The organism is Snodgrassella sp. B3882 (genome assembly GCF_026535915.1).
In the GTDB taxonomy this organism is placed as follows: Bacteria; Pseudomonadota; Gammaproteobacteria; order Burkholderiales; family Neisseriaceae; genus Snodgrassella.
In genome coordinates this window covers 719,620-732,495 of record NZ_JAFNPF010000001.1, presented here as the reverse complement: position 1 = coordinate 732,495, position 12,876 = coordinate 719,620, and the positions used below count along the sequence as shown (strand labels likewise).

The window sequence follows — 12,876 nt, the reverse complement described above, 5'->3', positions numbered from 1 at the left end:
TAAACGATTTATAATCAGTATAAATAAAATTTACTTATTTTTTTAGAATTGATTAAGTATAATACTCCATTCAACTTATGAGTCAAAATAATGAAAACTAATGTAATAAAAGCTATATTAAATTTAATACACCTACCTCCATCTTCTATACAAAATAACTATAGTGGAAGAAATAAAGTCAACAATGAAGGTAAAGGACTTGAAGAATTTATTATTGATTTATTTTGTGGAACTGTTAATGAAATAGACCAATTAAAACGTGTAGAAAAAAAAGCGGAATTATTTAGTTATATTGGAAATCAAAGTAATCCTCCCGATGCCATGATAAGAGAAGGTGATGCGATCGAAATAAAAAAAATTGAAACTTCCAACGCCGCCCTAGCTTTAAATTCTTCCTATCCCATGGCAAAATTACATTACGATTGTCCAATGTTGAATAATGCATGTATTTCTTGTGAAAATTGGATTGAAAAAGACATGATTTATGCAATAGGAGAATTAAAAAAAGAACAAAATAATGAAAATAAAGAAACCAAATCACTTATTTCTTTATGCTTTGTATATGGTGTTGATTACGCAGCTAGTTTAGATATTTATAATAAGATTAAGTCGAAAATAAAAGATGGGATTTCTACTATAAACGGAATTGAATTTTCTGAGACAAAAGAATTAGGAAGAGTAAATAAAGTAGATCCTTTAGGAATTACAAATTTAAGAATACGTGGGATGTGGCATATTGATAATCCTTTCAAAGTGTTTAATTATATATATCAACCTAAAAAAAACGCTTTGTTTAACATGATGACTTTAATTAACATAGAAAAATATTTAACATTTAGCGATGAAGATCGCAACGAGTTAGAAAATACTGCAAAAGAGTTTAAAAACTTAGTGATAAAAGACGTAAAAATAAAAACTCCTGATAATCCTGCAAAACTAAAAGATGCTAAACTAATCACCTTTTTTTTAGAGTAAAAAGAGTTGTATAAATGAATATAATTTCATTGTTCTCAGGAGCTGGTGGGCTTGATTTGGGTTTCAAAAATGCTGGTTTTAAAATCATTGGTGCAAACGAGTATGATAAATCTATTTGGGAAACTTATGAAAAAAACCATTCTGCACCTTTAATCAAAGGAGATATTCGAAATATAAACTCTGATATATTTTTAAAAAATACTAATATAATTGATGGAATTATAGGTGGTCCACCTTGTCAAAGTTGGTCTGAAGCAGGGGCATTAAGAGGTATAAGTGACGATAGAGGTAAATTATTTTTTGAATTTATTCGAATTTTAGCAGATTTACAACCGAAATTTTTTGTTGCTGAAAATGTATCTGGAATGATGTCCAAGCGACATCTAGAAGCTGTTCAAAATATTACATATTTATTTGGAAATGCAGGAATTGGATATGATTTATTCATAAAAACTTTAAACGCTTCCGATTTCGGCGTTCCTCAGGATCGTAAAAGAGTATTTTATGTAGGTTTTAGAAAAGATTTACAAATTAAATTTGAATTCCCGACACCTTTTGAAAAAAAAGTTTCATTGAAAGATTCAATTTTTGATTTACAGAATTCCGCAGTTCCAGCTTTGGAAAAAAATAAATCACATGGAGATAATTTAGTTGTACTCAATCATGAATATTTTACTGGTGATTTTTCAACAATATTCATGTCTCGTAATAGAGTTAGAACCTGGCAGCAGCAAAGTTTTACTATTCAAGCTGGAGCTAGACACGCCCCTATTCATCCTCAAGCTCCAATTATGATTAAGGTAGAGAAAGATAAATTCCAATTTGTTAAAGGAATGGAAAAGTTATATCGAAGATTATCAGTGAGAGAATGTGCAAGAATTCAAACATTTCCTGATGATTTTAAATTCTATTACAATTCTTTATCTGATGCCTATAAAATGATTGGAAATGCTGTACCTGTAAAATTAGCTGAGTCTATTGCCAATCAAATTAAATTGTTTCTAAGATGAATGATTTTAATTTTAATTATAGAAAACTATTAATATAATTTAAGCATTATTATGTTATTCATCAACTTGTAGCGTATACTGGAATAGTATTTATTTCAAATAATTTAATTTAAAGCCAAGTCTACATTTAATCAAATCTGTCATTATAATTAAAAAAATTAAGTTGTATCTAGTCAGAATATTTTATCCACGTTTAAACGCCAGCCGGTAGACTGGATATATATGGCATCCATCCATTTGCCACACCCAAATCAGTGGCCACCACAATATTGATCACTGCGATACATTGGTTTTCTCCATTACAGATTACTGGCCAAATACGGCGCATAAATGGGGGGATTTTGCGTTCTTGTAAGAGTTTCTTGACGTTTTTATGCATGCCCCGTAACGTTATTTTGTCTTGGGATTGAACAGTTCGTATGATCCAATTAGGCTGGATTTCTGCCAGACCAAAACTATTTTTACGCCATACCATTAGTCCATCTGATGGCAAATCTTTAATTTTTGCTGGTAACCAAGTTAACCATGGCCATTGTTGCACAGCATTTTTGGGATGAATCCATAATTTATCAGCATAGGATAAGACCTTGCCTTCCGGTAGCGACCATTCAGCCCCAGTTTTGTTGTTCATAAGCTGACGGGCGAATTCATCCAAAGCCACAGTTGTAGACAAACCCAGATTATTATTTTGTGCAAACAACCGCAATTGCTGTTTACGCCTTGTTTCGGTTAATTTTTGCCATTGGGAAATTTGAAAGCGCTGGTTCTGATCTTGAATTTTGCCCCAATCTTCCGCTGCCACCTCTTCTATCAAGGTGAGTTCATCCTGCAAACGTTTGATTCCTGCTTCAATTTGATGATCCAGATGCGGTACGCGCTCGCGCCATGGCGGTAGACCACACAAGCGTAACCAGTTACGCAAATAGGCGGTATTGGTGTTGCTATCGTCATCTATGTAAGCTAGTTTCCAAGCTTCTGCATAAGCCTGTAAATCTTCACGGCCAAACGATAACAATGGACGCCAAAGCATACTGTGCTCAGTCAGCTGACGCTGTGCAGGCATAGCCGCCAATGCTCGCAAACCTCCGCCACGCAATGCGGCGAGAAAAAAGGTTTCAATCTGATCATTTAGATGGTGCGCCAGCACAACTGCATCAGCCTGACATTCACGATAAATTCGATAGCGTTCTTTACGTGCTGCCGCCTCTATCCCATCTCCATTGGCATGCACTTTAACCTTAAAAGATTGCAGCGGTACAGACCAATTGTGACAAATTTGCTGACAAAATTGCTGCCATTGATCAGCATACTGACTTAAACCATGATGAACATGAATCGCTGATAAGGTTATTGGTAGGGTTGAACGCAGTTGCGCCAAAAGATGTAATAATACGACTGAATCCAAGCCACCACTTAGACCCACAGCCAAAACACAACGGTCAGCCATTGTGGCTGACCATTGCTGTGCAATACTTTGGCTTAAACGAATAGTAATATTATTTACTGCTGCTGAATTGTCCATAATTCATCAGACGATCAAATCGACGAGTTAATAGATCAGCCATTGGTTTTCCTTTGGCCTCATGTAACTGAGCCGTCAAAACTGTTTTAACCCGTTGCATAATTTCTGGATAATTGCGATGTGCACCGCCTAGTGGTTCCTCGATCACTTTATCAATCAGTTTCAGATCACGCAATCTTTTAGCCGTTATTCCCAACGCTTGTGCCGCCTCTGGTGCTTTTTCTGCTGTCTTCCATAGGATGGATGCACAACCTTCAGGAGAAATCACAGAATAAGTTGAAAATTGTAGCATATTGACGTAATCACCCACAGCGATGGCTAATGCTCCGCCTGAACCGCCCTCACCGATAATGGTACAAATAACCGGAACACGTAAACTGGTCAGTTCATAGATATTTCGTCCAATGGCTTCTGACTGACCGCGCTCCTCGGCACCGATACCTGGATAAGCTCCCGGAGTATCAATAAAAGTCAGTACTGGAATCTGAAATTTTTCCGCCAATTTCATCAAACGCAATGCCTTGCGATAGCCTTCGGGCTTGGGCATACCAAAATTACGACGAATTTTTTCTTTGGTATCGCGCCCTTTTTGGTGGCCGATAACCATCACTGTTTCGCCATTAAAACGTGCCATACCACCAACAATCGCCGCATCATCGGCAAAAGCTCGATCACCATGAAGCTCTTCAAAGTCTGTACACAGGGCATCAATATAATCTAAGGTGTAGGGTCGCTGAGCATGACGAGAAACCTGTGAAATTTGCACAGGAGTCAGCTTAGAAAATAAACTTTTGGTTAAATCATCGCTTTTCTTTTTCAAGCGCGAGATTTCTTCGGAAATATCTACAGCCGATTCGTCCTGTACAAAGCGAAGTTCATCAATTTTCTGTACCAATTCAGCTATAGGTTGTTCAAAATCCAAAAAAATCTGTTTCATTGTTTAACATTCCGCAAAAACACTTGGTTGCTATAATACGCTAAGAACCAAACCGATGCAGCCCCAAAATCACAATTGTTCTTGCATAAATCAGGGTATAAATAAAATAATCCCCTGATTTATATAAATTAAAATATCGTTTTCTTTGGATATTTAATAAAATATATTTCACAAAAACAATGCTAATATCTGACACTTCAGCACAGATCGTTATGCTATTCAGTCGATAACAATAACTATTTCTCAACTTGTTCAGTTCAACTCTACCGCCAACTTTTCGATGACTACGCCCTATCGCCACAGCACCACTTAACTGGTAGCAATTTATTATTTTCAATTTTTCTGCGTTTTATTATCTTGTTCGACTCACAATCCTATCGCCTTTATGTCTTTTAGATACTAATTACCTTGATTATGAATTTAATTAAAGTTGAATTCTGCCAGCATTAAGAGAATATAAATTTACGATAAACAAAACTTTTATCCTAATGATCCAGATGCGTATTTTAGTTAGTAAGATTCATCCATGTTAGATCCACATAATTGATGAATAAATTGTCGCGAAACCATGAACAGTGAAACTTCATCCTATGCCATTTAGACTAAGATGAATTTGTTTTATTTCAAGGACAGAAAGGGTGAATTGAATCCTAAACAGCGTTTAATGACAGTAAATGTACAACATCTACCGATTAACAACTTGCCAAGACAGGGTTTTACCCACTAAAATTAGCAGTTTTCTGTCTCCTTTGACAGAATAATAAACTTCGATTTTTTCATTAAGGAATACACAATGGTAGTTATTCGTTTGGCTCGCGGTGGTTCAAAACATCGCCCATTCTATAATATTGTCGTAGCAGACTCTCACAACCGTCGTGATGGTCGCTTCATTGAACGTGTCGGTTTTTATAACCCTGTTGCAAATGAAAAACAGGAACGCGTTCGTCTGAATGCTGATCGCTTGAATCACTGGGTTGGTCAAGGCGCTCAGCTTAGCGAAGCAGTGGCCAAGCTGGTTAAAGAACAGAAAGTTTCTGCTTAAGCTGTATAACGATGAATACGACACAGTGCCAATGGGTGGCAATGGGCTATATTAAAGGCGTATTTGGTGTCAAAGGATGGGTAAAGATCCATACCGATACTGAATATACCGATAGTTTATTGGATTTTCCACAATGGCAGCTGAGCAAAGACGGTCAGACACAGACCGTAACTGTAGCCGAAAGTAAAATTAACGGCGAAGAATTACTGGTCAGATTTGAAGGCATAGCCGATCGTGATGCAGCTGCATTACTGCGTGGCTATACCATCGAAATTGATCGCGCCTCATTTGCCGAAACCGAAGACGATGAATATTACTGGGCTGATTTAGTAGGTTTAACCGTTTACAATCGTGAACAACTGAATCTAGGCACAATCAGCTCGTTGATGGATACGGGTGCCCACGATGTATTGGTAGTTGACGGCACTTATGGTCGTAAGCTGATTCCGTTTGTTGCGCAATATATTATTGAAGTCAATCTGGCACAAAAAAATATCTGCGTTGACTGGGGCAGTGACTATTAATGCACATTCAGGTCATTACCCTGTTTCCAGAAATGTTTACTGCCCTAACGGGCAGCGGCGTAACTGGAAGAGCATTACAGCATGGTCGGTGGCAATTTAGTGCCATCAATCCACGTCAGTATGCTGATAACCCTTTAGGCTATATCGATGATCGCCCCTTTGGCGGTGGTCCAGGCATGATTATGATGGCACCACCATTACAATCAGCCATTGATGCAGCCAGACAGACTTGTCCACAAGGAAAGCTGATCTACATGAGTCCGCAGGGTAAACCACTTACCCACACTCGAGCAGTGAGTCTGGCACAAGAGTCAGCCCTTATTGTTTTGTGCGGTCGTTATGAGGGTATAGATGAACGTATCCTCACCAGTAATGATATTACAGAAATCAGTATTGGTGATTTTGTGGTATCGGGCGGTGAGTTACCCGCCATGATGTTGATGGATGCGGTTATCCGCTTATTACCTGGTACACTCGGTGATCAACGCTCAGCAGTAGAAGATTCATTTGTTAACGGTTTATTAGATTGCCCGCATTACACTCGTCCGGTAGAATTTCGTCAGCAGACCGTACCCGACGTGTTACGCAGTGGGAATCATGCTTTAATCGCGCAATGGCGGTTAACCCAATCGCTTAAGCGCACTTTAACACGACGTCCAGATTTACTGGTTGATCGTGAATTAACCCCAGAGGAATCCAGTCTCTTGCAGCAAATCAGACAAGAGGAACGGGAAATCCCATCATAACAGGAAATATGAAATGAACTTGATTCAACAATTAGAGCAGGAAGAAATTGCTCGCCTGAACAAAGACATCCCTGCTTTTGCACCAGGTGATACCGTGGTTGTTTCAGTACGTGTTACTGAAGGCAGTCGTACCCGTTTACAGGCCTACGAAGGCATTGTTATCGCCCGTCGTAACCGTGGTCTAAACAGCAACTTCATCGTACGTAAAATTTCTAGCGGTGAAGGTGTAGAACGTACATTCCAGTTATACTCTCCAGCCGTTGAAAAAATCGAAGTGAAACGTCGCGGTGATGTACGTCGTGCTAAGCTGTATTACCTGCGTGGTCTGACTGGTAAAAAAGCTCGCATTCGCGAAAAATTGCCAGCTCGCAAAGCCTAAGCATTTCTTTGTTCGGCTATTATTCATTAGCCTGATAAAAGCCAGATCATCTGATCTGGCTTTTTTAATAAATCTTATTACAAGATACAATTAGCTTAGTCAAGCATCTTCCCAAATGATTAGCTTATGGATTTATCGCTATTGTTCCAACCCTGACAATTTCTATATTCCCACAAATACTTTCCAATCAAACTAATGATTAAATGCCACTGATCAAAGGCAACATACCGAAAAGAGGATTTTGACTAATATCACGCCTTATATTAACAACAGAAACTTTTTTCTTCCGCAAACGACACAAATCAACAGCGGTGGATATTGAATAATGTTAAACTAGACAAGTTTTGATTTATTCTTAGTGCCTCATTTTACGCAAAGGAAGCAACAATAATGAGCCAGTCCCTAAGTTATCGTGATGCCGGTGTTGATATTGATGCTGGTGATTCACTGGTTGAAAAAATTAAACCCTTCGCCCAACGTACCATGCGACCAGAGGTTTTGGGTAATTTAGGCGGGTTTGGTGCCTTGGTGGAAATCAGTCAAAAATATCGTCATCCTGTACTTGTCTCTGGAACAGATGGCGTAGGTACAAAATTAAAACTGGCTGTAGAATGGAATAAGCATGACACCATAGGCATTGATCTGGTAGCAATGAGTGTCAACGACATTTTAGTACAAGGTGCTGAGCCACTTTTTTTTCTGGATTATTTTGCATGTGGCAAGCTGGATGTTGAACAGGCAACATTAGTGATAAAAGGGATCGCAGCCGGCTGTGAACAGTCTGGTTGCGCTTTAATCGGCGGTGAAACTGCTGAGATGCCTGGCATGTATCCTCAAGGAGAATATGATCTGGCCGGATTTGCCGTTGGTGTAGTGGAGAAAGAACAAGTCATTAACGGGCGTAACATCGTAGCCGGAGATATTGTTCTTGGATTGGCGTCGAATGGTATTCACTCCAATGGGTATTCGCTGGTGCGGCAAATTCTCGCACGCGCCAACCCTGATCTGGATGCCGAATTTGCCAATGGTCAAACACTGCGTGAAGCCATTATTGCTCCTACCCGCCTATACGTAAAACCCATACTGGCTGCACTCAAGCAATTCAGCATTAAAGGGATGGCACACATAACAGGCGGAGGCATCAGCGAAAATGTACCTCGCATTTTGCCCGAGAATACCGTGGCTGCTATTGATGCCCACTCTTGGTCAATGCCTGCATTGTTTCAGTGGTTGCAACAGGCGGGTAATGTCACTACACAAGAGATGTATCGCACTTTCAACTGCGGTATTGGCATGGTGATCATTGTAGACGCTACAGAAGCAGAAGCTATCAAGCTATTTTTACAACAACAGGGCGAAACTGTGTATCAACTCGGTTACATCCGTCCCCGTCATGGAGATGAGCACCAGACACAGATAAATTGATAGATAATAAATGTCCTAAAAAAATTACAAAGCCCTACGCAAAATATTTAGAATAGGGCTTTATTTACATCCAGAAGTTTAAGAGAATGAATATTATAAAATCTTTGAATTTTTGAAATATGATACTTTTACAGGTTTAAATCATGTTTTGAATATTCGTTTTATGCTTTTGTTAGCTTTTAAACTGAAGATCTTTTTTCTTCATTATTTAATTATTTCTATAATCGTTCAGATAATATAATAAGCCATATAAGGTTTTACCATTTTAGATATTTTTAAAATGATATTAACTTTGAATAAAGATATAAAGTTATATTATAGATATATTTTTTTCACATGATCATAATATGATCCTGGTACAGTATTTTTAACATACCTTAATTTATGAATACTCGTTCTTTGTTGAATTTGTGCAAATTCTTCAGCATCATAAATTTCATGCATTTTGGTTTGCAAAAGATGAACTAATGTATCATCTTTCACCGTACAATTTTTTTTCTCAAAATCTTTATGATGAATTAATTCATGAAATATTATTTGAAAAAAGAAATAATGTTTTATTGAAGTTTGCGTTTTCCAAAAATTTAACAATAAATCCAGCCATGTATGTATAACCTCATTTTTTCTTTTACCCACCATAAAGCTACTTAAAATATTTACATAATGAGAATTATGCCAACCGAAATATAAAGGATCATATGTTTCAAAATAAGCTTTATCTAAAGCATTTTCATCACGCTGAAAAACAAAAAAATTCATATTGGCCACGTTTTCAGGTATAGGATTGGTCAACAAAATAGTAGCATCCATCCAAATACCACCATATGTATCCAGTAGGGCTAATCTTAGCAAATCGGAAAAGAAAACATGTTTAAATTCTTTGTTTAGTCTTTTTTCAAAAATAAATTCAGGTAAGTCTAAATATTCATGAATAGTTGTATCATCCAGTCTGATTATTTGATAATCCTTTTTATACTTATCGACAGAGTTAAAACAGATTTTCACAGTTTCAGGCAATGTTTTATCATCAACACCTTGACCCCAATATTGCCAGATAATTTTATTTGTATTTAATGTTTTTTTTGCCTTAAGATTGAATTTTTCTAAACTACCATTTAAATAAAGATTCAAAAAATTTTTTGATGCTTTAGCCATCTGTTTTTGTAGTTCAATATCTGCTTTGAGAGCTACTTTTTTTCTAATTTTTTTAGGCACTAATCCAAAATAGAATATGCGCCATGGTTGTAAATTCATCGTGCTGACGAAAGAATTCCAACGTGTATTTTTTGAAAACAAGGTGGGTAAATCAGAATTAATATTTTTAATTTGTGAATTCATTGAATCGGTATTATAAAATTTGCCATATAACATCAAATTAGCATAAAACTGTCTAAGTGAAAACTTTTAAATTTTTAACGATCTGTAGTACTGCAATTCAAACCGGCAAAAATGAGTATAAAGTGTCAGTATGGCTATAATCAAAATTACTTAAAACCTTTAGAGCTACCATTTTTTTCCATTTTACATAGTAAAGTTATATTAATCACTGGTTAAATTGTTGTCAATCTATACCACTGTATATATAGGATATATCAATAGTTTATATTTTTGTGTGTCTTGACTTTTCCAGATATTTTTGATGATTTTAAACGGTTAAGAGTAATGCTTCATTCTAATTCGTCTTGTCGATTACCATTATTGTTTTTTTTGTATTTAAAAACTTCAATTTATATCCGCTTATAATCTGCAATACCTATCTATTTTATTGCTAGATTCTACCAGTTTTAACAAACCAAATTTAACCCTATAATGTTAAATTAGATTTCTCAAAGCAACAATAAACTATTGTTTATTTTATTACTTTCTCCATCTTTACAACAATCAGAGATGAATACATATTTATCTATATGATATTTTTAATATCATATAAAATACATTCCATACCAAGAATTTTCTGTTACAGGACCATTATTTTAGAATTATACTTCGCTAAAGTACTGTTTCTGGATGTTGCTAGAAGAATAGCTAACTTGTTTTGAATGCAGACATATTTGAGAAAAACACTTTTTTGAAACCTTCATTTTTTTAATATTCTGTTCCAAAAAAGTGTCCTCTAAATAGCATGTTCTATTTACAATCAATTAGTTCGGTTTATCAAAAAAATATTGCTATTTTGACAACTTAAAATGAATCATTTATAAATAAAGAAGTTATTCATTTTTCAGCAAGGCTGGAAACAAACGTTCAATCCACTGACGTAAGACAATCAATTTTCCATGAAAAAAGTGTCCTGAGCCTGGAATGACCACGACAGGCATATCCTGACTTTCTGCCCATTTTAAACTGTTTTCAATTGGAACAACTTCGTCTTTTTCGCCGTGGATCAATAAGGTTGTCGCTGGGTTATAAGCCTGCGGAACGTCAATTGTATACATCCCAATTGCAGGACCTAATAAAAGTAGTGCATCAGGACGAGCAGTTAGTGCACTAAAAAGAGAAACATAACCACCAAATGAAAAACCAGCAATGACCAGTTTTTGCGCATCTGGATGTTGTTGACGCGCAAAATCAACTACAGCCAAACAATCGGCTACTTCACCGCGCCCATAATCATGCTCACCATCACTGTTACCTACTCCACGTAGATTAGGCAAATAACAATGAAAGCCAAGTTCGGTCAAGGCTTTGGCTGCTGTTTGCACGACTTTATTGGTATTTAAGCCACCTTGTAGCGGATTAGGATGGTTAATCACGGCCACGCCACGTGCTGCACCTTGTGCGCTCAGATAAATGGTTTCAAGTTTTCCTACTGGTCCATTAACCCATATATTAGGTTGTTTTTTTAGCATCAATTTACTCACTCAGTTTTATTTGTCTAGCAGCAGACGTGTAACCACACGATCATTAGCCAGTTCTTCATCAAGTATTTCTTGCAAATCACTATCATCCACATAAGTATACCAGCGCGCCTGTGGATACAGTACCATCACAGGACCTTCGTCACAGCGTCCAAGGCAACCGGCACTACTGATGCGTAATTTACCTGCTCCCATCAATCCCATGGCTTTAGCACGACTTTTGAGATAGTCAACTGCATCAGCACCCACGTTATCATCACCACAACTTTGACGACAAGGATTATCGCGACGATTGGTACAGATAAAAAGGTGTTTAGCAAAATAACTCACAAATTTTCCTTTTCTGATTCGATTGGTTCGCAAACCAGACAAACTATTTAAACCCGTATAAAATTTAATTGAATGTTAGCGAACGATTATTGTGCTGCTGCATGGCTTTAACTGCAGCCAACATAGCTGGCAAATCTAAATGAAACTGTTCTGCCCGTTGCTGAGCCCGTTTTTTCAGTTTATCCCAGTCTCGCATTAACGGGGGTTGCTGAAAAGCCAATACCGCAATATTGCCATGAGTTTCGGCCGGCACCATTAACACACGGTTTTCAAATACTTCTTGTAAACGACGAACAAAAGTAGGAAATCGTTTATCGCCATGCCACCAATTGGTTACAAAAATACCTTGCTCATTTAATGCTTGCCGACAATCAGCAAAAAAAGGTTCAGCAACCAGACTATCGATAATCTGTTCACCATCAAAACCATCTACCAAAATAATATCGGTATTGGCACGTAAAACTTTAATATATTCGGCGCCATCATCTTCGATAATTTCAAATTTATCTCCTTCAAACGGCAGTTCAAACATACTACGAGCAATACTGATTACTTGAGGATTGATGTCAACCGCAGTTTGACGGGTATCGGGTAAATAAGCATCTATCCAACGGGCAAAAGAACCACCCCCCAACCCGATCTGTAGAATATGTTGAGGCAAATGCTCAACAAATAATAACCATGCCATCATAGCGCGACTGTATGACAATACCAGCTCAGCTGGATTATCGACATTCATCGAACTTTGGATAGTCGGTGTACCCAGATGTAAGGAACGGATGTTGCCAGATTCAGATATCCCTACTTCCGGTAATTCATGGCGTGCAGGACGTAAACGGCGATACGGATGTTGTGGCATGGTGGCTTTCATCAGCTGATAACAAAAATAACTTAATCAACGCAAAAAATTTTGATTAGTATTAACTAGTTGCAAATTTATTTAGCGCTTCAGTGCACATGCCATCAAACTATACCCAGCAAGGTTGAGTTTGATGATGTGCATATTAGCAACAAATAAGCACAACTCATTAGTAAAAGCCTCACCGGCGAGTCTGAACTTAACCAAACTTGGTGTGAGGCTTGTGGAGCTGCATTATAAAGGTTTTTTTATCATTTATAGTATTAAAA

General features: G+C 37.2%; 13 protein-coding genes. 7 read left to right on the top strand and 6 right to left on the bottom strand.

The genetic code is table 11. The features are described from left to right. Positions 1–90: 90 nt before the first annotated feature. Together J3U68_RS03150 and J3U68_RS03145 are read left to right on the top strand one after the other, a co-directional pair. Positions 91–975 (top strand): NgoPII family restriction endonuclease, encoded by an 885-nt coding sequence (locus tag J3U68_RS03150; RefSeq protein ID WP_267374530.1) that lies wholly within the window; start codon positions 91–93, stop codon positions 973–975. 14 nt (positions 976–989) lie between these two features. Beyond that, a complete protein-coding gene (locus J3U68_RS03145; RefSeq protein WP_267374528.1) occupies positions 990–1,985 on the top strand; it encodes a DNA cytosine methyltransferase in 996 nt (331 codons plus the stop codon). Positions 1,986–2,178: 193 nt separating this feature from the next. Here J3U68_RS03145 and tilS read toward each other — a convergent pair whose 3' ends face one another. Together tilS and J3U68_RS03135 are read right to left on the bottom strand one after the other, a co-directional pair. After that, complete coding sequence (gene tilS / locus J3U68_RS03140; RefSeq protein ID WP_267374526.1) at positions 2,179–3,507, bottom strand: tRNA lysidine(34) synthetase TilS; 1,329 nt, start codon at positions 3,505–3,507, stop codon at positions 2,179–2,181. Beyond that, positions 3,482–4,444 (bottom strand): acetyl-CoA carboxylase carboxyltransferase subunit alpha, encoded by a 963-nt coding sequence (locus J3U68_RS03135; protein WP_267374524.1) that lies wholly within the window; start codon positions 4,442–4,444, stop codon positions 3,482–3,484. The genes tilS and J3U68_RS03135 overlap by 26 nt, the downstream gene beginning before the upstream one ends. Positions 4,445–5,237: 793 nt before the next feature. Between J3U68_RS03135 and rpsP the strand changes: the two genes are divergently transcribed. From rpsP to purM, 5 genes are all read left to right on the top strand, one after another. Further along, positions 5,238–5,486, top strand: coding sequence for a 30S ribosomal protein S16 (gene rpsP, locus J3U68_RS03130; protein WP_267374522.1), 249 nt, complete (start codon positions 5,238–5,240; stop codon positions 5,484–5,486). Positions 5,487–5,497: 11 nt separating this feature from the next. After that, positions 5,498–6,010, top strand: coding sequence for a ribosome maturation factor RimM (gene rimM, locus J3U68_RS03125; RefSeq protein ID WP_267374520.1), 513 nt, complete (start codon positions 5,498–5,500; stop codon positions 6,008–6,010). Then, complete coding sequence (gene trmD, locus J3U68_RS03120) at positions 6,010–6,756, top strand: tRNA (guanosine(37)-N1)-methyltransferase TrmD (RefSeq protein ID WP_267374518.1); 747 nt, start codon at positions 6,010–6,012, stop codon at positions 6,754–6,756. The genes rimM and trmD overlap by 1 nt, the downstream gene beginning before the upstream one ends. Positions 6,757–6,769: 13 nt before the next feature. Further along, a complete protein-coding gene (gene rplS, locus J3U68_RS03115) occupies positions 6,770–7,135 on the top strand; it encodes a 50S ribosomal protein L19 (RefSeq protein WP_267374516.1) in 366 nt (121 codons plus the stop codon). Positions 7,136–7,525: 390 nt separating this feature from the next. Then, a complete protein-coding gene (gene purM, locus J3U68_RS03110) occupies positions 7,526–8,560 on the top strand; it encodes a phosphoribosylformylglycinamidine cyclo-ligase (protein ID WP_267374514.1) in 1,035 nt (344 codons plus the stop codon). A gap of 315 nt (positions 8,561–8,875) precedes the next feature. On the opposite strand, the gene J3U68_RS03105 is transcribed toward purM, so the two are convergent. From J3U68_RS03105 to J3U68_RS03090, 4 genes are all read right to left on the bottom strand, one after another. Beyond that, positions 8,876–9,898: a capsular polysaccharide synthesis protein gene (locus J3U68_RS03105; protein ID WP_267374512.1), complete on the bottom strand. Its 1,023-nt coding sequence runs from the start codon at positions 9,896–9,898 to the stop codon at positions 8,876–8,878. A gap of 872 nt (positions 9,899–10,770) precedes the next feature. After that, the gene (locus tag J3U68_RS03100) at positions 10,771–11,409 is read right to left on the bottom strand and encodes an alpha/beta hydrolase (RefSeq protein WP_267374511.1); all 639 of its coding nucleotides are present in this window, start codon (positions 11,407–11,409) and stop codon (positions 10,771–10,773) included. An 18-nt stretch (positions 11,410–11,427) separates the two neighbouring features. Further along, positions 11,428–11,748: a (2Fe-2S) ferredoxin domain-containing protein gene (locus J3U68_RS03095; protein WP_267374509.1), complete on the bottom strand. Its 321-nt coding sequence runs from the start codon at positions 11,746–11,748 to the stop codon at positions 11,428–11,430. 64 nt (positions 11,749–11,812) lie between these two features. Next, positions 11,813–12,607 (bottom strand): polyamine aminopropyltransferase, encoded by a 795-nt coding sequence (locus J3U68_RS03090; RefSeq protein WP_267374507.1) that lies wholly within the window; start codon positions 12,605–12,607, stop codon positions 11,813–11,815. Positions 12,608–12,876 lie beyond the last annotated feature (269 nt).